This is a genomic window from Pseudonocardia adelaidensis (genome assembly GCF_039543345.1).
GTDB lineage: Bacteria > Actinomycetota > Actinomycetes > Mycobacteriales > Pseudonocardiaceae > Pseudonocardia > Pseudonocardia adelaidensis.
The window spans coordinates 19,078-38,582 of record NZ_BAABJO010000016.1 but is presented as its reverse complement, the minus strand read 5'-3'; the positions used below and the strand labels follow the sequence as shown (position 1 = coordinate 38,582).

Here is a 19,505-nt window from a genome sequence, read left to right as displayed (position 1 = left end):
TCGGGCAAAGATGGGACCGCCATGGCCCCATTCGATCCGGGCGACCCGGACTTCCTCGCCGACCCGTACCCGACGTTCGCCGCACTGCGCGCGCGGCGCCCGGTGCACGAGCACCCCCTGCTGGGGATCCCGGTCGCGGTGTCGCACGCCGCGTGCTCGGAGGTGCTGCGCGGGCGGGACCTCGGCCGGATCTGGGTGGACGCCCAGCCGGCTGCGGAGTTCCCGGCCTTCAACCTGCTGCACCGCAACTCGCTGCTCGAGCGCGAGGGCCCGCCGCACGACCGGCTGCGCAGGCTCGTGGCGGGCGCCTTCAACCGCGGCCACACCGCGCGGCTGGAGCCGCGGGTACGGGCGCTGGCGGACCGCCTCGTCGGCGAGCTCGTCGAGCGGGTCCGGGTCGACGGCAGCGCGGACCTGATGGCGGGAGTCGCCGCCGTCCTGCCGGTGGAGGTGATCGCCGACCTGCTCGACGTCCCGGAACCGGAACGGTCGGCGCTGCGCGGCTGGTCCAACACGATCGTCACGATGTACGAGCCGGACCCCGGCCGGGTGCGCCGCGCGGAGGCCGAGCGGGCGGCCGCCGAGTTCGTCGAGGCGCTGCGCGGGCTCGCCGCCCACCGCAGGCGGCACCCCCGGGCGACGACCTCGTCACGGACCTGCTCGACGCCGAGCTGGATACCGAGGGACCGCTTGCGGGTCCGAGAATCAGCGCCGACGAGCTGGTCGGCACCGCTGCTCTGCTGCTCATGGCCGGCCACGAGGCCACGGTCAACGTGATCGGAAACGGCGTGCTGGCCCTGTTGCGCCACCCGGGGCAGTGGCGGCGGTTGGTCGCCGATCCCGGTCTCGACGCGACCGCGGTGGAGGAGCTCATCCGCTACGACCCGCCCCTGCAGCTGTTCGAGCGCACGGCGGTGGCGGACACGGTCGTGGCCGGCCATCCGGTCCCGGCCGGCACGAAGATCGCCGCCCTGCTCGGCGCCGCCGCCCGCGACCCGGCGGTCTTCGCCCGGCCGGACGACCTCGACGTGGCCCGCAGGCCGAACCCGCACCTCGGGTTCGGCGCGGGCGTGCACTACTGCCTCGGCGCCCCGCTCGCCCGGGTGGAGGTGGCGGCCACGCTGGACGCGCTGCGGCGCGCGCTGCCCGGCATGCGGCTCGCGGCCGAGCCGCCGCGGCGGCCGGACTTCGTCATGCGCGGGCTGCGGGAGCTGCGGCTGTCGACGTGTTGATCTTCAACAGCACCTCGCGCCGCCGCGGCGCGGAAGGGGCGAGCAGCCGGGTGATCCGGAGCACGAGCCGCGCCGTGACGCCCGCGGTGACCGCGGCGAGCAGGTCGAGCACGGCGTGCAGCACGACGCCGTCGGCACGGGCCTGCACGCCGTCGCGCAGCGACCACAGCAGCACGACCGCGGTGAGCACGACGCTCGCGGCCCACAGCCCCCACCAGACGAGCACCAGCCGCGACGGCCGCGGGCGCCGCTGCGCCGGCAGCCCGATGGCGCTGTGCTCGATCTCGGCGAGCACGGACCCGGGTATCGAGAGGTTCAGCCCGGGCACCAGCCACCCGAGCACGATCATGCGCGTGGACCGGGACGGCCGCACCCCGGCCCGATCGGCCGCCGCCTGCGCGGCGCGCACGGTCCACAGCACCATCAGCACGCCGACCACCAGGCTCAGGATGGGGGCGACCGTGCCGGCGGACGCGACGAGCGCATCGGACGCCGCCACGGACTCGGCCTGGAGCGCGCCGTCCCGGCTGGCCAGGAGGAGGACGTACCGCCACACCTCGGCGCCGGCGGCGAGCAGCGCCACCGCTGCGGTGGCCCACAGCAACGGCACCAGCGAGCCCACGATCGACCGCGCACCGGTCAGGGGGTCCGGCCCCGCCCGCTCCGGCTCCGGGGGTCTCCACGGGCCGAGCGGGAACCCCCAGCGGGGCAGCAGGCGGTACCGCGGCGGCCCGGTGTAGCGGGTGGGCAGCGCCGCGGGCTTGGCCGGCGTGACGCCGGGTGGGGGCTCGGCGACCCAGCGCAGGGCGGCCAGGTAGCGGCCGCAGAACGGGCAGAACGGCCCACCACCGGCCGGGGCCCGGCGGCCACAGCGCGGGCAGGGCGGGCCGAGCGCGACCTCGTCCGTTCCGGGTACCGGTGGCTGCACGGGGATCGCGACCTAGATGATCTGTGGCTCGGCGCCGCCGTCGGCGACGACCTCGCGACCCTGCCGGGCCCACGACTGCATCCCGCCCTCGACGTTGACCGCCGGGTAGCCCTGCCCGGACAGGTAGGCGACCACGCGCGCGGACCGGCCGCCGGAGCGGCAGACGACGTACAGCGGGTCACCGTCGGGCAGCTCGTCCATCCGGGAGGTGAGCTCGGACATCGGCAGGTGGGTGGCGCCCGGCGCGTGGCCTGCGGCCCACTCGTCGGACTCGCGGACGTCGAGCAGGGCGGCGTCGGGCGGGAGCTGCTCCACCGACACCGCCGGGACGGCTGGACCGGTCATGCCCTCAATCCTCGCACGCGGCGGCGTCACACCCCGGTGAACGCGAACGGCGCCCGGCCGCGGGGGCCGGGCGCCGTCGGAAGGGGTTCGCGCCGGTGTCGCGTCAATGCGTGACGGCCTTCTCCGATCCGGCGCCGGTGAGCGACCGGACCTCCATCTCGGCGTACTTGCCTTCCTCGACGGGCTGCCTGCCGCCCACGAAGGTGCCGACGATGCCCAGGACGAACGAGAGCGGGATCGACACCAGGCCGGGGTTGGCCAGCGGGAACAGGTCGAAGTCCGCGTTCGGGATCATCGACGTCGGCTTCCCGGAGATCGCCGGCGAGAAGATGATCAGCAGCACGCAGGACACCAGGCCCCCGTAGATGCTCCACAGCGCGCCCATGGTGTTGAACCGCTTCCAGAACAGCGAGTACAGGATCGTCGGCAGGTTCGCCGATGCCGCCACCGCGAACGCGAGCGCCACCAGGAACGCGATGTTCTGGTTGCGGGCGAGGATGCCGGCGGCGATGGCGATGACGCCGATGATCACGGCGGTGATCCGGGCAACCCGCACCTCGGCGTCCGGGCTGGTCTGCCCCTTCTTGATGACGTTGGCGTACACGTCGTGGGCGTAGGACGCCGACGCCGTGATCGTCAGCCCGGCCACCACCGCGAGGATCGTGGCGAACGCGACCGCCGAGATGATCCCGAGCAGGATCTCCCCGCCGAGCTCGTAGGCCAGGAGCGGGGCGGCGGAGTTGGTGCCGCCGGGTGCGGTGGCGATCCGCTGGGCACCCCCGGTGACGAGCGCCGCTGCGCCGTAGCCCAGCACCAGCGAGAACAGGTAGAAGATGCCGATCAGCCAGATCGCCCACACCACCGAGCGCCGCGCCTCCTGGGCGCTCGGCACCGTGTAGAAGCGCATCAGGATGTGCGGCAGGCCCGCCGTGCCCAGCACCAGCGCGAGACCGAGCGACAGGAAGTCGATCTTCGCCGTGGTCGTTGCGCCGTACTGCAGGCCCGGGATCAGCAGCTTCTCACCCAGTTCCTTCGGCGCGGCGGTGGGCGAGGTCTGCACCTGCGGGTTCGCGTCGACGGCCTGGCCGAGCAGCGCGGACAGGTTGAACCCGAACTTCCCGAGCACCCAGATCGTGATGATCGCGGCGCCGATGAGCAGCAGGGTGGCCTTGATGATCTGCACCCAGGTGGTGCCCTTCATGCCGCCCACCAGCACGTAGGTGATCATCAGCGCGCCGACGATGGCGATCACGACGCCCTGGCCGACCGTGTTGCTGTTCGGGATCTGCAGCAGCAGCGCGATCAGCGCACCCGCACCGGCCATCTGCGCCAGCAGGTAGAAGAACGAGACCACGAGCGTGGAGGTGGCCGCCGCCGCCCGCACCGGACGCTGCCGCATCCGGAAGCTCACCACGTCGCCCATCGTGTACTTGCCGGTGTTGCGCATCAGCTCCGCGACCAGCAGCAGCGCCACCAGCCACGCGACGAGGAAACCGATCGAGTAGAGGAACCCGTCGTAGCCGTTCACCGCGATCGCACCCGCGATGCCGAGGAACGACGCCGCGGACAGGTAGTCACCGGCGATCGCGATGCCGTTCTGGGGACCGGTGAACGACCGCCCGGCCGCGTAGTAGTCCGATGCGGTCCTGTTGTTCCGGCTGGCCCGGAACACCACGACCAGGGTGACCACCACGAACAAGGCGAAGATGCTGATGTTCAGCAGCGGGCTGCCGACGCCGGGCGTCGCCGGGGCCTGGGCGATGACACTCACGGCGCTGCTCACTCGGCACCCTCGATCTGCTGGCGGATCCTCTCGGCGGCCGGGTCGAGGTGCCGGTCCGCGTACCGCACGTAGAGGGTGGTGATCACGAACGTCGTGACGAACTGCAGCAGGCCGATGACCAGCCCGACGTTGATGTTGCCGACCACCGGGATGGCCATGAACGCCGGCGCGAACGACGCCAGCAACACGTAGAGGAGATACCAGATCAGGAAGGCGGCGCTCATCGGGAAGACGAACGCCCGGAGCTTCCTGCGCAGTTCAGCGAATTCGGGAGTGGCTTGCATCTGTTCGTAGATGGTGGATCGCTCGCCTGTGGCACTCACGGCGTCGTCTCCGTTCTCTTCCGTCCGCGCACTGCATCGTCGCCGCGCCTTCCGGCACACAACGTGCGGAACGATAGTTGAGCCACACTCCCGCCCCGGAATACGCCAGCTGGGTGATGGCGCGCGTCGTGCAACTGTCGCGACGAGCTCGCGACCAACGGAGCATCAGCGGGACGAGTGGCGGACGAGCGGTCGACGAACGGTCCGGAGTCGGACGTACCGGACCGAAACGCCGGCGCCTGCATGATCGTCGATCACGGGCTCTCACCACGTGGGACGCTGGCGATCCTCGAGGCGGTCCCGGCTCAGGCCGAGCCGTTCCGGCGCGTGCAGCCGCAGGAGCACCTGGTCGGCGTCCACCGGGCGGTGCCGGGCCGTCAGCCTGCTCACCACGATCATCACGACGAACGCCGCCGGCACCGTGGCGAGCGCAGGCCGGTACAGCAGCACGCCCAGCGGGCCGGACTCGGCGACCCCGGCGAGGCTCAGCGCCACGGCGCCCGCGGAACCGATCCCGCCGACGAGCACGCCCGCGATGCCGCCCGCCGCGGTGAGCCCGCGCCACCAGATGCCGAGCACCAGCAACGGGCAGAACGTCGACGCGGCCACCGCGAAGACGAGCGCGACGGCCTCGGAGAAGTCCAGCCGCGTGACGCCGACCGCCAACCCGAGCGGCACGGCCCCTGCGATGATGGCCGCCCAGCGGAAGTCACGCACCCGGCTGCTGCCGATGAGGTCGGTGGAGAGCACCCCGGCGATGCTCACGACCAGGCCGGACGACGTGGACAGGAACGCGGCCCACGCCCCCGCCGCGACGAGGCCGCCGAGCAGGGCCCCGGCCAGCCCACTGCCGAGCACGGCGGGGGGCAGCAGCAGCACGGCCGCGTCGGTGTCGCCGTTGACGAGCAGCTGCGGGGTGTAGAGCCGGGACAGCGCACCGAGCAGCGTGACCGCGAGGTAGAAGCACCCGAGCAGGGCGAGCACGAACACCGCGCTGCGGCGCGCCGCCCGCCCGTCGGGGTTGGTGTAGAAGCGCACGAGCACGTGCGGCAGGCCCATGGTGCCGAGGAACAGGGCGATGATCAGCGAGTAGGTGGCGAGCAGGCCGTGCTCGCGGCCTTCGGGGAACGGCGCGAGCCAGCTGGCGTCCGACGCGGGCGCCCCCGCCACGACCGGGACCGCCGCGCCCGCGGGGAACTCCAGCTGCGCCCCCTCCTGCACCGTGTGCCGCCCGATCTCCCAGCGGATGCGGCCGTCGACGACATTGCGGCCGTCGATCACGCCGGTGCCGGTGAACTCGACCGGCTCCTCCACCTGCAGCTCCACGTCGGTGCGGATCTCGACCGTCGCGTGGTCGGGGAACTGCGGCGGGGCCGGCCGGTCGAAGGTGCGGTCGTCGCTGAAGAAGAAGATCGCCGCGATGATCGCGGGGAGCGCCAGTGCGGTGAGCTTGAGCCAGTACTGGAACGCCTGCACGAAGGTGATCGACCGCATGCCGCCGAGCACCACGGTGGCCACGACGATGAGTGCCGCCACCGTGGCTCCCGTCCAGCCCGGCAGCCCGGTGACCGTCGTGACGGTGAGGCCCGCCCCCTGCAGCTGGGGCAGCAGGTACAGCCAGCCGATGATGACGACGAATACCGCGCACACCCGGCGCAGCACGCCGGACCGCAGCCGGAACTCCGCGAAGTCGGGCACCGTGTACGCCCCGGAACGGCGCAACGGGGCCGACACGAACAGCACCAGCGCGAGGTAGCCCGCGGTGTAGCCGACGGGGTACCAGAGCGCGTCGACGCCGTCGCGCAGGATGAGCCCCGCGATGCCGAGGAACGACGCGGCGGACAGGTACTCGCCCGAGATCGCCCCCGCGTTGACCATCGGGCCGACGGTGCGCGAGGCAACGAAGAAGTCGGAGGTGCTGCGCGCCACGCGCACCCCGAGCGACCCGATCACGGCCGACGCCACCGCCACGAGGCCGATGGCCGCGATCGCGATGATGCCGGTCGTCGTCACGGAAAACACTATGTCAACGCGGTGGCCGCACCACCACTACACCTTGGTCGGTCATCACCCGTGACCGGGCCGGTCGAACCGGTCACGGGAGAGGCCGAGCTGCTCAGGAGCGTGCAGGATCATCAACGACCGGTCGACGTCACGCGGGATCGAGGCCCGGGTGCTGCGGCTCACCACGAGCATCGTCAGGAACGCGGCGGGCACCGTGACCACCGCGGGCCGGTAGAGCAGCACCCCGAGCCAGCCCTGCGGCACCACCGCGAACAGCGACACCGTCACCGCGACGGCGGACAGGCAGCCGCCGACGAGCACGCCGGCGATCGCGCCGGCCGGGGTCAGGCCCCGCCACCAGATCCCGAGCACGAGCAGCGGGCAGAACGTCGCCGCGGCCACCGCGAAGACCAGCGGCACGGTCAGCGCGAAGTCCAGCCGCGTCACGCCGAGGGCGAGCCCGAGCGGCACGACGACCGAGAGCACGGCGGCCAGCCGGAAGTCGGTCCAGCGGCCCCGCAGAACGTCGGTGAACAGGACGCCGGCCAGGCTCACGACGAGCCCGGACGACGTCGACAGGAACGCCGCCGCGACCCCCGCCGCCACCAGCCCACCCAGGAGCCAGCCCGCCCAGTCGTGCCCGAGGACGGCGGTGGGCACGAGCAGCACGGCCGCATCGGTCTCGCCGCTCACCAGCAGCTGGGGCGTGTAGAGGCGGGTGAGCGCGCCCATCAGCGTGACGAGCACGTAGAACACGCCGATCATGCCGAGGACGATCACCGTGGTGCGGCGGGCCGCGGTGCCGTCCGGGTTCGTGTAGAAGCGCACCAGCACGTGCGGGAGTCCCATCGTGCCGAGGAAGCCCGCGATGAGGACCGAGTAGATCGAGAGCAGCTGGTCGGCCGCACCGCCCGTCATCGGTTCGAGCCACTGCCGGTCGGTGGTGGGCGAGCCGTCGACGGTCGGCACGGCCGAACCCGCCGCGAACCTCAGGGTGGTGCCCTCGTCCACCTCGTACCGTCCTGGTGGCCACGTGCTGTCGCCCCGCTCGCGGCTGCCGTTGACGGTGCCGTCGACCCACACCTGCACCGGCTCCGTCACCGCGAGCACCACCTTCGTGCGCACGTCCACGGTCATGTTCTGCACGAACTGCGGCGACGCCTGCCGGTCGAGGGTGCGGGCGTCGTTCAGGAACATGCTCCCCACCACGAGGGCGGGCACGAGCAGCGCCGTCAGCTTGAGCCAGTACTGGAACGCCTGCACGAACGTGATCGAGCGCATCCCGCCGCCGACGACGGTGAGCAGCACGACGAGCCCCGCCCCGGCGACTCCGGTCCAGGCGGGCAGGCCGGTGAGCGTGGTGAGCGCGAGGCCGGCGCCCTGCAGCTGCGGCAGCAGGTACAACCACCCGATCACCAGCACGAACACCGTGCACAGCCGGCGCAGGGCCGGGGACGCGAGCCGCAGCTCGGCGAAGTCCGGCACCGTGTGGGCGCCGCTGCGGCGCAGGGGTGCGGCCACGAACAGCAGCAGGGCGAGGTAGCCCGCGACGAAGGCGGCCGGGTACCAGAGCGCGTCGGCGCCTTCCCGCAGGATCAGGCCGGCGATGCCCAGGAACGACGCCGCGGACAGGTACTCGCCCGAGATGGCGCCCGCGTTCGCCACCGGCCCGACGGTGCGCGACGCGACGAGGAAGTCCGAGGTGCTGCGCGCCATGCGGACGCCGTACGAGCCGATGAGGGCCGAGGCGAGCCCGACGAGCCCGATCGCACTGAGCGCGACGAGGGCGGGTGTGGTCACGTGATCCGCCTAGTGCCCCGCTAGAAGGCGGCGGAGCCGCTCGTACGTGCGAGCACGCAGCCGGCACCCACCGGCACCGCTACGCAAGCCACATCGCACATCCTCTAGTCCTGGACGGTTTCGGCGAAGTTCTGCTCGAGGTGCTCGGCGGTGCGGGTGTGCCACAGCCCGAGCCCGAACAGGAACGGGTAGACGAGCACGCCGAGCAGGAGCCACGGCAGGCGGATCCCGAGCACCTCCACGCGCCCGATCTCGGGGACCATCGCGAAGAGCAGCGGCAACAGCCCGAGCGTGAGGCCTGCGCCGATCGCGAACCGGAGGGCGATGGCCAGCTGCGACCCGATGAGGTTCGTGCGCAGGAGCTCCCCGACGCCGGAGCTCTCCTGGATCGTGATGACCGTGCGGACCGGGCGGGCCACGCCCTTGCGCTCGGCGAGCACCACCCGCACCCGCCTGCTCGCCTGGTCCTCGGGGGACTCGGCGCCGGGGCGCCGGCCACCGCGCTGCCCGGAAGCCCGCTGCGCCGGCACGCTGATCCCCCGAGGGGGCGAGTCGACCCGTTCCGGGGGGCCGGGGTGATCCTCGACAGCGGGGACAGGTGCCGTGTGCTCGGTGGCGGTGGGGTCCGGTGCCGGGGTGCGGGGAGGCGCGCCTGCCGGTCTGGACCTGGGGGACGCGGGCGGCCGCACGTCCGCGTCTGGCGCCGCCGCGGAACCGGGCGCCGCGCAGTCGAGCGCTGCGGGGTCGGGCGCTGCGGAGTCGGGCATTGCGGGGTCGGGCGCTGCGGCGACGGACGGCGCGGCGCCTGCCGGAGGAGCCGATGCGGGCCCGGGACCCACCGGTGCGGTGCCGGGGGCGGCGGTGTCCGGGGAGGCGTCCGCCGGTGCGGTGTCGGCGGGGGCCGCCTCGACGGGGGTGGTCTCGACGGGCGTGGTCTCGACGGGCGTGGTCTCGACGGGCGCGGTCTCGACGGGCGCGGTCTCGACGGGCGCGGTGGCCGACGGGTCCTGCGGTGCGCCGGCGGGGGCGGCGGGACCCCGTGGTGGCGGGGCACCGTCCACCGGCCGGACCGCGGCGACGGGTGCGGTCGCGGCGGCGGCGGCCGCACGAGCCCGCCCACGGGCGGCACCCCGCATCGCGGCAGCCGCGGCGATGCCCGGGCGGACCGGCCCGCCCCCGGCCTGCTGGTCCGCCGGTCCGGCCGCGGGCGGTGCCGCGTCGGGCGGTGCCGCGTCGGGTCCGCCCTCGTCCGGGCGGGTGGGTGGGCCGGACCAGACCGGCTGGACGGTGGTGCCCTCGGTGCGTTCCCGCCGCAGGAGCTCGCTCGCCTGCGACATCTGCCCGCCCACCGGGCGGGGGCGCGGGGCGCCCGGGCCGGGAGTGGCGACGGAGTGCCGCGCGATGTACTCCGCCGAGCTGGGGGACGTGGGTTCGCCGTGGCGGGCGTGCCGCCCCCCGCCGCCGGCGGCGGCGCCCTCGGCGATCCGGCGCTGGATCTCGTCGTGCAGCCAGGCGGACCCGGTGTCCGGGTCCTGGTCGGGCGCCTCTGCGCGGTGCGGGACGGAACCGTCGTCCGGCTCCGGGGTCACCGACGGCGGTGCGCCGTCGGTGAACGTGGTCACCGCTGGCTCCACGCCTGCTTCGTCGCGCGGACGAGTCGGTCCTTCAGCTCGCGGGTGTGGCGCCTGCTCACCGGGAGCTCGGCGCAGTCCGGACCGCTGCCGACCCGCACGACGTAGCCGGATCCGGACAACCGCAGCTCCGTGACCAGCGGCAGCGCGACCAGGAACGAGCGGTGGATGCGCACGAACCCGGCCTCGCGCCACCGGTCCTCGAGCACCGAGAGCGGGATGCGCACGAGGTGGCTGCCCTCGTTGGTGTGCAGGCGGGCGTAGTCGCCCTGCGCCTCCACGTACCGGACGGCCGAGCGCGGCACGAGCTTCGTGGTGCCGGCGAGCTCGACCGGGATGACCTCGTCCTCGGTGCTCTGCTCGGGCTGCGGCTCGGCCACCGTGGCGGCGCGGTTGGCGAGGATGCGGTCGATCGAGGCGGCCAGCCGCTCGGAGCGGATGGGCTTGAGCAGGTAGTCGACCGCCCCGACCTCGTACGCGTCGACGGCCCGGTCGTCGTGGGCGGTGACGAACACGACGGACGGCGGCACGGCCATCGACGAGAACACCCGCGCCAGCTCCAGGCCGTCGAGGCCGGGCATGCGGATGTCCAGGAAGACGATCTCGACGTGCGTGCGGTCGGCCACGCGGGTGCCGCTCACCGGGTCGGCGAGCCCGCGAGGGCCGGGGCCGGCCGTGGCGGCCTCCCGGACGCCTTGCCGGCTGTTCAGGATGCGGAGTGCGTCGGTGGCGTCCGATGCCTTGAGCACGGTGCCGACGCGGGGGTCCTCGCTCAGCAGGTAGGCCAGTTCTTCGAGGGCCGGCAGCTCGTCGTCCACCGCGAGGACGACCAGGCCGCCGGAGCTGTCGTTGCTGTCCACGATCTCCTCATCCTGCGTGTCCGGGGCCGGGGCCGGGACGACCTGCCCAACTCCGACGACCATGGTGACGGCGAATCCGTGTGAGTGCCAGAGCCCAGCACCAATCGGGTTCGTCCGGTCACACCGCGCTACAAACCGTACCGCGCCCACGCGGCCCGTATCTCGGCCGCCTGGGCAATACCCAGGAGGGCGTCCGTGCTGATCACGCTGGTGGAGGCCGCGGGAGGCGTCAGTCCGAGCCGCGCGAGCAGCGGCTTGCGCCCCTCCACCGGAACGAGTTCGGCGTCGGGGAAGCGCTCGCCGAGCACAGCGCGTGCGGTGCCGAGCCCGTCGACCAGGCCGAGCTCCACGGCCTTCGCACCGGTCCACACCTCGCCCGTGAACAGCTCGTCCTTCTCCCGCAGGCGATCACCACGCCGCGCCACCACCCAGTCCTGGAACATCTCGTGCAGCTGGTCCTGCAGGTCCCGCAGCCACGCGACGTCCTCCTGCTTCTCGGGCAGGAACGGGTCGAGGCGGGACTTCGACTCCCCCGCCGTGTAGAGCCTGCGCTCCACCCCGAACCGCTTGATCAGCCCTTCGAGCCCGAAGCCGTGGCTGATCACGCCGATCGAGCCGACGAGCGACGTGGGGTGCGCGTAGATCTCGTCCGCCGCGCACGCCAGCCAGTAGCCCCCGGACGCGGCGACGTCCTCGCAGAACGCGAGCACGGGCACGCCCTTCTCCGCGGCGAGACCGCGGATCCGGTCGGCCACCAGCGCCGACTGGGTCGGCGAGCCGCCCGGCGAGTTGACCAGCAGCGCGACCGCCGCGAGCCGCTCCGGCGCGAACGCTCGCACGAGCGGCTTCTCCACGGTCTGCGCACTGATCACCGAGCGCGGCATCGGCCCCGTGGCCGCCGTGATCACGCCGTGCAGCCGCAGCAGCGAGACGACGGGCCGGTCGCCACGATCCCCGAGGCGCCCCGGGAGGCGGGAGGCGAGCCGGTCCGGGAGGCGGATCACGTCCATGCGGCCACGTTACGCGGCTGCGCGCCCGCCGCAAGATCAAGAAGCCGCGGAGCCCGACCTCCCGTCCGGCGCGTCACATCGGGGCCGATCCCGCCGCGGGCTCCGTGGTGGGCCGGTGAGTCGGCGGAGAAGGGGTGCGGGAGCGGATGCCGCCCGGCGACCGGGGGGCCGGGTTGGGGTCTCCCCCGAGAATTGCGTGCCGTCCCGGGCACAGCCGTCCTCCGGCCCCGACTCGGAGCCTCGTGTCGTCGGGAACGCGGCCGGAACCGGGACGGCGCGTCACGTCGATGTCGAGGCCGACCTCGTGAGCGCCGGCGTCAGACCCTGATGCCTGCGCGGAACTTCGGGACGCGCAGGGTGATCTTCATGCCCTCGCCGGGGGCGGTGTCCACGACGAGGCCGAAGTCGTCGCCGAACGTGGAGCGCATCCGGTCGTCGACGTTGCCGAGCCCGACGTGGGCGCCCGACTGGTGGGCGTCGTCCAGGTCCTCGTGCAGGCGCGCCGGGTCCATGCCGATCCCGTCGTCCTCGACGATGATCACGCACTCCGCGCCCGCGTTCTCCGCGGTGATCGTGATCGTGCCACCGTTGGGCTTGCCGCCCAGCCCGTGCCGCACGGCGTTCTCCACCAGCGGCTGCAGCGCGAGGAACGGCAGCACGACGGAGAGCACCTCGGGGGCGATCTGCAGCTTGATGTTGAGCCGGTTGCCGAAGCGGGCCTTCTCCAGGCGGACGTAGCGCTCGATGTTGGTGAGCTCGTCCTGCAGCGTCGTGTACTCGCCCGCCGTGCGGAACGAGTAGCGGGTGAAGTCGGCGAACTCGATGAGCAGCTCCCGGGCGCGCACCGGGTCGGTGCGGATGAAGGAGGCGATCGTCGTGAGCGCGTTGTAGGCGAAGTGCGGGGAGATCTGCGCACGCAGCGCCCTGACCTCGGCCCGGTTGAGCCGGGCCCGCGACTCGTCGAGCTCGGCGAGCTCCAGCTGGCTGGAGACGTACCGCGCGACCTCCGCCGAGGCCCGCAGCAGCACCGGCCCCGCCGTGGAGGTGGTGAGCGCGGCGAGGGTGCCGACGATCGCGCCGTCGGTCTCCAGCGGCACCACGACGATTCCCCGGACCGCGCAGTTGGGGTGCTCGCAGGACAGCGCGGTGTGCGAGAGCACCTGCTGGCGGCCGGTGGAGATGACCTGGTCCGCGAGCGACCGGACGTCCGGCTCGTGCTGGTCGGCGTCACCGTCCCAGGCCAGGGTGGTGCCCCGGTTGTCGGTCATGGCGAGCGCGCACGTGTCGAGCAGTTGCCGCAGGTACGGCAGCGCGAACGACGCGGAGTTCGGCGAGAGGCCCTCGCGGAGCGACGGCGCGGCCAACGCCACCGTGTGCAGCGTGGCGAAGGTGGCGCGCTCCAGGGGCGTGGCGAAGGTGTTGCGCCGGTTCTTCATGATCAGCCACACCAGCAGCCCGATCATGATGATGATGACGCCACCGGCAACGAGCAGCGCCGTGGAGCTGCCCAGGAGCTCAGTCACACCTCCACCTACCTCACCAGGCGCGAGAGCCGCCGGTCGGCGAGGGGTTTGCCGCCGGTCTGGCAGCCGGGACAGTACTGGAACGACTTGCTGGCGAAGGAGACCTCCCGCACGGTGTCCCCGCACACCGGGCACGGCAGCCCGGTGCGCGCGTGCACCCGCAGGCCGGAGCGCTTCTCCCCCTTGAGCTCCGCGGCGCCCTGGCCGACCGAGCGCTCGACGGCATCGGTGAGGACCGAACGCATGGCCGCGTGGAGCTCGTCGACCTGCTCGGCCGTCAGCCTGCCCGCGGTGGCGTACGGGGAGAGGCGCGCGGTGTGCAGGATCTCGTCGCTGTAGGCGTTGCCGATCCCGGCGATCACCTGCTGCTCGACGATCAAGGTTTTGATCCGTTCGGTGCGCCCGGCGAGCAGCGCGGCGAACTCGTCGCGGGTGAGATCGAGCGCGTCGGGGCCGAGCCGGGCGATCCCCGGCACCTGGCCCGGGTCGGGCACCAGGTAGACCGACAGGCGCTTCTGGGTGCCGGCCTCGGTGAGGTCGAACCCCGGCCCGCCGACCGAGTCGAGGTGCACCCGCAGCGCCAGCGGCCCCCGGCCGGGCTTGGGCGGGGTGGCCGCCGCGGTCTCGTGCCAGCGCAGCCAGCCGGCACGGGACAGGTGGGTGATCAGGTGCAGCGGCTCATCCGGTCGGTCGGCGAACTCGACGGACAGGAACTTGCCGTAGCGGGCCGCGCCGGTGACCACCCGCCCCGCCAGTGCCGACACCGGCGGGTCGAAGGTCTTGACCGCGCTCATGCTCGCCACGTCGACGCGCGCGACCGGCCGGTAGACGGCATGCTCGCGCAGGTGGTGGGCCAGCGCCTCGACCTCGGGGAGCTCGGGCATCAGTTCACCGGTTGCAGGGGGCTGTCGGCGTGCCCCGGCGTGCCCTGGGTGCGGATGCGGCGCACGATGATGCGGATCTCCTCCTTCGCCTTGCTCCCGCCGCGCACCATGCCCGTCCACCGCTCGGCAGGCAGGTCGTACCCGCCTGCGGTCTCGGCCACGATCGTCCACGGCCTGCGCAGGAACCAGCGGATCGGGAAGAACGCCACGACGACCACCGCGACGACGTACAGGTACCAGGGGATGTGCACCCCCGCGGGCCGCCAGACGACCAGGATCAGCCAGAACACGAAGAGCGCCGACAGGATGAGCACGGCCGCCCCGCGCCCACCGTCGACGTCGTGCTCGAAGTCGTCGCCGACGGCCGGCAGGGACCACTCGATGTTGCGGCGCACCGACCACATGCGTCCGTCGACACCGGCGACCGTTCTCGTAGCCATCTCCCCCGCCGTGGTGAGTGCTGTGGTTTTCCCCAACTTTCCCACAGATCGGGCGTGGATGGCGGCAAGTGGTCGCGGACCACTAGCACCGCAGCGGGAGGCTCGTGATCCCGTTGATGAAGTTCGAGACGAGCCTGCGGGGCTCGCCGTCGAGCTCCACCTGCGGCAGGCGCAGGAACTCGGTGAAGAACTCGCGCATCTGCAGCCTGGCGAAAGCCGCCCCGAGGCACAGGTGCGGCCCCTGCCCGAACGACAGGTGGTCGTTGGGCTCGCGGGTGAGGTCGAGGCGGAACGGTTCGGGGAAACGGCGCTCGTCGTGGTTGGCCGACACGTGGTAGACGACGACCTTGTCGCCACGCGCGATGCGCCTGCCGCGCAGCTCCACGTCGCGGGCCGCCGTGCGCCGGAACGTGAGCACCGGCGGGTGCACCCGCAGCAGCTCCTCGATCGCCGAGGGCAGTAGCCCCGGCTCCGAGCGAAGCCGCCGGTAGGCGTCGGGGTGGCGCACGAGCGCGAGCACGCCGCCGGGCAACGCGCTGCGCACGGTGTCGTTGCCCGCGATCACGAGCAGGAAGAAGAACATCTTCAGCTCGGCGTCGGTGAGCCGCTGTCCGTCGACCTCCGCCTGCACCAGCGCCGTCATCAGGTCGTCGGCGGGCTCGGCGCGCTTGCGCTCGGCGAGCTGCTCCGCGTAGCCGAACATGTCGGCGAGCATCGCGGGCGAGCGCGGGTTGACCGGCCTCCCCTCGGCGTCGGTGACGACGTGGGCGTGCTCGGGGTCCTGGTAGCCGATCACCCGGTTCGTCCACTCGAGCAGCAACGACCGGTCGGCGGCCGGCACGCCGAGCAGGTCGGCCAGGTTCTGCAGGGGGAAGTCGTCGGTGATCTCCCGCGGCAGGTCGCAGCTCCCGCGGCCGGCCACCGCGCCGAGGAGCGCGGCCGCGCGCTCCCGCACGGCGCCGGCGAAGAGCTCGAGGCGCCTGCGGGTGAACGTGCCCGTCACGATCCGCCGCAGCCGCAGCTGCTCCGGCGGGTCCATGTTGAGGATCATGCGGCGCAGGAACGGCAGGTCGGCCGGGTCGGGATCGCGGATCTGGGTGGCGCCGAGCGCGGAGGAGAAATCCTCGGGGGAGCGCAGGACGTGCTTGACGTCGTCGTGCCGCGTGACCGCCCAGAAGCCGGGCCCCGCGGGCCAGATCCCGATCTCGGGCTCCTCCTGCCAGCTCACCGGGTCGGTGTCGCGCAGCAGGCGCAACGCGTCGTGCGGCACGCCCCGGCCGAAGGTGCGCGGGTCGAATACGTCGACGTCTGTCACGGGACCTACCTACAGCGTGGCGCTACCCGAAGTCGAGTGCCGGCGTGAGCACCCCTTCCAGCGCGAGCAGCCACTCCTTGGTGGCCCGGCCACCGCCGAACCCGCCCAGCGAGTCGGAACCGAGAACCCGGTGGCACGGCACCACCACCGGGAGCGGGTTGGAGCCCATGATCGACCCGACGCCGCGCGCCGCCGTGTAGGCCGTGCCGAGCCCGCTGCGGACCGCGAGCTCCCCGTAGGTGACCGTGGCGCCGTACGGCACGGTGTCGTGCAGTGCCTCCAGCACGACGCGCTGCGACCCCGCGGTGAGCGACCAGTCGAGCGGCACGTCGAACTCGCGCCGCGTGCCGGAGAGGTACTCGGCGAGCTGCTCCGCGGCCGCGCCGCCCGCGCCGTCGGCCACCGGCTCGCCCAGCCGCTCGGCCGCGCGCTCGACGGCCTCCGGGGCGCGACCGAAGGCGACGAGCGCGAGCCCGCGGGGCGTGACGCCGATGGTGAGCGCACCCATCGGCCCGGGCACGTCGAGCACGGTGCGAACGATGGCCATGCAGCCCAGTGTGGCCCGGCCCCCCGACAGTCCGCGCCCGCGTCCGGCTACCGCGAGCCGGCACGAGGTCAGCCCGGGAAGAGGTCGACCGCCAGGTGGTGGGCGGCCCAGTCGGTCCAGTCCTGCAGCGGCCAGCCCTGCGTGACCACCAGGAGCCCGTAGGTCTCGTGCGACAGCAGCGCCGCGGTGATCTCGGTGGCGCGTTGCACCGAGATCACGGTGGTGAACCCCGGCTTCTCCGCGAGCTCGTCCGCGGCCTGCGCGTGCGCGGCGAGCGCGGCCCGCCGGGTGCGGGCGAGCAGCTCGGCGGGTTCGGGGTCGGCCGCCGCGGCCCGCAGCACGGCGTCGAGCGGGTAGCGGCGCTCGACCTGCGCGGCCGTGTGCTCGACGTACCGGCGCAGCGCCGCGGGGCCCGACGGCTCGGCGCGGACGTCCGCGAGCCACCCGTTCGGCTGGTCATCGGGCTCGACGGCGAGTGCCGCCTCCAGTACCGCGGCCTTGCTGCCGAAGGACAGGTAGAGCGTCTGCACCGCCACACCTGCCGCGCCGGCGATGCCGGCCATCGTCGTCTCCACGTACCCGTCGCGGACGAACAGCGGCGTCGCGGATGCCACCACCCGCTGCCGGGTGGCCTGGGCTCGTTCGGCGCGAGCGGCCCGGGTGCGTGTCGACAATTGGAACCCCTTGCTGGAACCTCATTCCATCATCACATTACAGCATCGGGCTCCTTAACGATCTTCAACATTCCGGCTCCCGGGGACCGATCGTCTCCGCCCACCGCACCGACCACGCGCGCAGCGGGGCGATCGCATCGCCCAGGTCCACCCCGAGCGGGGTCAGGCGGTGTGCCCGGTTCTCGTCGTGCTCCACGAGGCCTGCCGCGCGGAGCTCGCCGAGGCGCGTGTTGAGCACCGTCGGGGACACGCCGTCGCACCGCTCCTGCAGCGCACGGAACCCGATGGCCCCGTCCCGCAGCTCCCACAGGATGCGCAGCGCCCAGCGCCGACCCAGCAGGTCGAAGGCCGCCATGATCGGGCGGCCGGTCCGGGACCCCCGGACGGGCGCGCCGGGGAGGGGCGCTACGCGGTCATCCACGGCGGCCATTGTCCCCCGAGGAGCGCATGCGCTACGAAGTACGTAGCGAAAGGGGGGGCGCGGTGCGCATTCTGGGGGTCCGGGAACGGAGGGTGCCGATCTCGCGCTACGCGACCGGCGACGCCACCGGAGGCGATCTGGACACCACGGCGGTGGCGGTGGTGACCGACGTCCTGCGGGACGGCGAGCCCGTCGTCGGGTTCGGCTTCTCGTCCATCGGCCGGTTCGGGCAGGGCGGGCTGATCCGGGAGCGCTTCGCGCCCCGCCTCGTAGCCGCGGCGGACGCGGTGGCGTCGGCCTCGGGCGGAGGCATCGATCCCTTCCGGGCCTGGGACCACATGATGCGGGGCGAGAAGCCCGGAGGCCACGGTGAGCGGTGCGTCGCCGTGGGGACGCTGGACATGGCGCTCTGGGACGCGGCGGCGAAGATCGCCGACCGGCCGTTGCACGCGTTCCTCGCCGCCGCGACCGGCGCGAGCGGTTCCGCGGCCCGCGTTCCGGTCTACGCGGGCGGCGGCTACTACTTCGCCGACGGCGACATCGGCCGGCTGACCGACGAGGTGCGCGGCTTCCTCGACGGGGCCACACCCATGTCAAGATCAAGATAGGTGGCCGGGAGCTCGCCGAGGACCTCGAGCGGGTCGAGGCCGTGCTGGCGCTGCTCCCGAGCGGCGAGCGGCTCGCGGTGGACGCCATGAACCGCTACGACCCCGACCAGGCGGTGCACGTCGCGGGTGCGCTGGCGCCGTACGGGCTGCGGTGGTTCGAGGACGTGTGCGACCCGCTCGACTTCGCGGCCCACGCACGGATCGCCGAGCTCTACGCGCCACCGCTCGCCGCGGGCGAGGCGCTGTTCTCGGCCGCCGACGCGCGGAACCTCGCCCGCTACGGCGGCCTGCGACCGGACCGCGACGTGCTGGTCTTCGACCCCGCACACTGCTACGGCCTGCCGGGCTACCTGCAGATCGTGCAGGTCATGGAGGCAGCGGGATGGAGTCGCGCCGCCTTCCAGCCGCACGGAGGGCACCTGTTCTCGCTCCACGTCGCGGCCGCGCTGGGCCTCGGCGGGAGCGAGGCGAACCCGCACAACTTCCAGCCGTTCGGCGGGTTCGCCGACGGCGCCGTCGTCGAGGACGGGTTCGCCCGCCCGCCCGATGCACCCGGGATCGGGTTCGAGACCCGGTCAGCCCTGCACGCCCTCTTCCGTTCCTTGCTCTGAGCGCGGGAAGCGGGCCGCCCAGGTCTCGAGCGGCAGCCGCACCGAGGTGATGACCGTGGACAGGGTCCGGTACCAGCCGCAGAGGATGATCAGCTCGAGCAGCTGGGCCGGCTCGAGGGTCACGGCGAGCTCCTGCCACGTCCCGTCGGTCAGCTGCCCGTCATCGGCGAGCTCGTCGGCCGCCGTGACCAGCAGCCGCGTGCGCGCGTCGAACACCGGGTCGTCGGACGGCGCCGTCGCCAGCGCGGCCAGCACGGCCTCGCCGAGCCCGACCGATGGGCCGAAGACGACGGCGTGCACCCCCCACTCGTACTCGGCGCCCGCCCGGGCGGTGGTGCGCCCGATGAGCACCTCCCGGTCCCTCGCCGGTAGCAGCCCCTTGTTCAGCAACCCGGACGCCATCGGCCGGATCCGGTCGGCGAGGTCGTGGTGGATCGCGAGTACCCGGAACAGCAGGAGCGGGTCGTGGCCCGCCGCCGGCGGCATCAGCTTTCCGAGCAGCCGCTCGACGTCCTCGTCGTAGGGAGGGTGCAGCGGCGCGAGTCGCGGTTCCATTTCCCGGATGC

Annotated in this window: 19 protein-coding genes and 1 pseudogene; 3 read left to right on the top strand and 17 right to left on the bottom strand. The window is 73.2% G+C overall.

Going from position 1 to position 19,505, the window contains the following annotated elements; translation table 11 throughout:
* Positions 1–21: 21 nt before the first annotated feature.
* Positions 22–1,232, top strand: a pseudogene (locus tag ABEA81_RS21620) (cytochrome P450).
* On the opposite strand, the gene ABEA81_RS21615 reads toward ABEA81_RS21620, so the two are convergent.
* The 16 genes from ABEA81_RS21615 to ABEA81_RS21540 all read right to left on the bottom strand — a co-directional run bounded on the left by ABEA81_RS21615 (position 1,192) and on the right by ABEA81_RS21540 (position 17,720).
* A complete protein-coding gene (locus tag ABEA81_RS21615; RefSeq protein ID WP_345607076.1) occupies positions 1,192–2,160 on the bottom strand; it encodes a DUF4328 domain-containing protein in 969 nt (322 codons plus the stop codon). The pseudogene ABEA81_RS21620 and the gene ABEA81_RS21615 sit on opposite strands and share 41 nt — an antisense overlap.
* Positions 2,161–2,172: 12 nt before the next feature.
* On the bottom strand, positions 2,173–2,505 hold the full coding sequence (locus ABEA81_RS21610; protein WP_345607075.1) for a rhodanese-like domain-containing protein: 333 nt from the start codon (positions 2,503–2,505) through the stop codon (positions 2,173–2,175).
* Positions 2,506–2,608: 103 nt separating this feature from the next.
* Positions 2,609–4,276, bottom strand: coding sequence for a solute symporter family protein (locus ABEA81_RS21605; RefSeq protein ID WP_345607074.1), 1,668 nt, complete (start codon positions 4,274–4,276; stop codon positions 2,609–2,611).
* Between the two features lie 8 nt (positions 4,277–4,284).
* Positions 4,285–4,572 carry a DUF485 domain-containing protein gene (locus tag ABEA81_RS21600; protein WP_345607073.1) on the bottom strand — a complete coding sequence of 96 codons (288 nt, stop codon included), beginning with the start codon at positions 4,570–4,572 and terminating at the stop codon, positions 4,285–4,287.
* A 303-nt stretch (positions 4,573–4,875) separates the two neighbouring features.
* Positions 4,876–6,624, bottom strand: coding sequence for a sodium/solute symporter (locus ABEA81_RS21595; protein ID WP_345607072.1), 1,749 nt, complete (start codon positions 6,622–6,624; stop codon positions 4,876–4,878).
* 54 nt (positions 6,625–6,678) lie between these two features.
* Positions 6,679–8,415, bottom strand: a complete 1,737-nt coding sequence (locus ABEA81_RS21590) for a sodium/solute symporter (RefSeq protein WP_345607071.1) — start codon at positions 8,413–8,415, stop codon at positions 6,679–6,681.
* Between the two features lie 104 nt (positions 8,416–8,519).
* Positions 8,520–10,037 (bottom strand): hypothetical protein, encoded by a 1,518-nt coding sequence (locus ABEA81_RS21585; RefSeq protein ID WP_345607070.1) that lies wholly within the window; start codon positions 10,035–10,037, stop codon positions 8,520–8,522.
* On the bottom strand, positions 10,034–10,906 hold the full coding sequence (locus tag ABEA81_RS21580; protein WP_345607212.1) for a LytR/AlgR family response regulator transcription factor: 873 nt from the start codon (positions 10,904–10,906) through the stop codon (positions 10,034–10,036). Before ABEA81_RS21580 ends, ABEA81_RS21585 begins: the two co-directional genes overlap by 4 nt.
* Before the next feature lie 128 nt (positions 10,907–11,034).
* Positions 11,035–11,907 (bottom strand): S49 family peptidase, encoded by an 873-nt coding sequence (locus ABEA81_RS21575; protein ID WP_345607211.1) that lies wholly within the window; start codon positions 11,905–11,907, stop codon positions 11,035–11,037.
* A 326-nt stretch (positions 11,908–12,233) separates the two neighbouring features.
* The gene (locus ABEA81_RS21570) at positions 12,234–13,439 is read right to left on the bottom strand and encodes a sensor histidine kinase (RefSeq protein WP_345607069.1); all 1,206 of its coding nucleotides are present in this window, start codon (positions 13,437–13,439) and stop codon (positions 12,234–12,236) included.
* Positions 13,440–13,447: 8 nt separating this feature from the next.
* The gene (locus ABEA81_RS21565; protein WP_345607068.1) at positions 13,448–14,323 is read right to left on the bottom strand and encodes an Fpg/Nei family DNA glycosylase; all 876 of its coding nucleotides are present in this window, start codon (positions 14,321–14,323) and stop codon (positions 13,448–13,450) included.
* Positions 14,323–14,763, bottom strand: a complete 441-nt coding sequence (locus tag ABEA81_RS21560) for a hypothetical protein (RefSeq protein WP_345607067.1) — start codon at positions 14,761–14,763, stop codon at positions 14,323–14,325. The genes ABEA81_RS21565 and ABEA81_RS21560 overlap by 1 nt, the downstream gene beginning before the upstream one ends.
* A gap of 82 nt (positions 14,764–14,845) precedes the next feature.
* Positions 14,846–16,078 (bottom strand): cytochrome P450, encoded by a 1,233-nt coding sequence (locus ABEA81_RS21555; protein ID WP_345607066.1) that lies wholly within the window; start codon positions 16,076–16,078, stop codon positions 14,846–14,848.
* A gap of 22 nt (positions 16,079–16,100) precedes the next feature.
* Entirely contained in the window at positions 16,101–16,625 is a 525-nt protein-coding gene (locus ABEA81_RS21550) for a methylated-DNA--[protein]-cysteine S-methyltransferase (RefSeq protein WP_345607065.1), read from the bottom strand.
* A gap of 68 nt (positions 16,626–16,693) precedes the next feature.
* The gene (locus tag ABEA81_RS21545) at positions 16,694–17,299 is read right to left on the bottom strand and encodes a TetR family transcriptional regulator (RefSeq protein WP_345607064.1); all 606 of its coding nucleotides are present in this window, start codon (positions 17,297–17,299) and stop codon (positions 16,694–16,696) included.
* Between the two features lie 64 nt (positions 17,300–17,363).
* Positions 17,364–17,720, bottom strand: coding sequence for a winged helix-turn-helix transcriptional regulator (locus ABEA81_RS21540; RefSeq protein WP_345607063.1), 357 nt, complete (start codon positions 17,718–17,720; stop codon positions 17,364–17,366).
* Positions 17,721–17,782: 62 nt separating this feature from the next.
* On the opposite strand from ABEA81_RS21540, the gene ABEA81_RS21535 reads away from it, so the two are divergent.
* Positions 17,783–18,328, top strand: coding sequence for an enolase-like domain-containing protein (locus ABEA81_RS21535; protein WP_345607062.1), 546 nt, complete (start codon positions 17,783–17,785; stop codon positions 18,326–18,328).
* Complete coding sequence (locus ABEA81_RS21530; RefSeq protein ID WP_345607210.1) at positions 18,319–18,939, top strand: enolase C-terminal domain-like protein; 621 nt, start codon at positions 18,319–18,321, stop codon at positions 18,937–18,939. Before ABEA81_RS21535 ends, ABEA81_RS21530 begins: the two co-directional genes overlap by 10 nt.
* Here the strand turns inward: ABEA81_RS21530 and ABEA81_RS21525 are convergent.
* Entirely contained in the window at positions 18,904–19,494 is a 591-nt protein-coding gene (locus tag ABEA81_RS21525; RefSeq protein WP_345607061.1) for a carboxymuconolactone decarboxylase family protein, read from the bottom strand. The two genes, ABEA81_RS21530 and ABEA81_RS21525, sit on opposite strands and share 36 nt — an antisense overlap.
* Between the last annotated feature and the right edge of the window lie 11 nt (positions 19,495–19,505).

Coding starts and splice junctions, on each gene's coding strand:
- ABEA81_RS21610 (WP_345607075.1), bottom strand. CDS start 2,505: ATGACCGGTCCAGCCGTCCCGGCGGTGTCGGTGGAGCAGCTCCCGCCC.
- ABEA81_RS21565 (WP_345607068.1), bottom strand. CDS start 14,323: ATGCCCGAGCTCCCCGAGGTCGAGGCGCTGGCCCACCACCTGCGCGAG.
- ABEA81_RS21560 (WP_345607067.1), bottom strand. CDS start 14,763: ATGGCTACGAGAACGGTCGCCGGTGTCGACGGACGCATGTGGTCGGTG.
- ABEA81_RS21525 (WP_345607061.1), bottom strand. CDS start 19,494: ATGGAACCGCGACTCGCGCCGCTGCACCCTCCCTACGACGAGGACGTC.
- ABEA81_RS21550 (WP_345607065.1), bottom strand. CDS start 16,625: ATGGCCATCGTTCGCACCGTGCTCGACGTGCCCGGGCCGATGGGTGCG.
- ABEA81_RS21600 (WP_345607073.1), bottom strand. CDS start 4,572: ATGCAAGCCACTCCCGAATTCGCTGAACTGCGCAGGAAGCTCCGGGCG.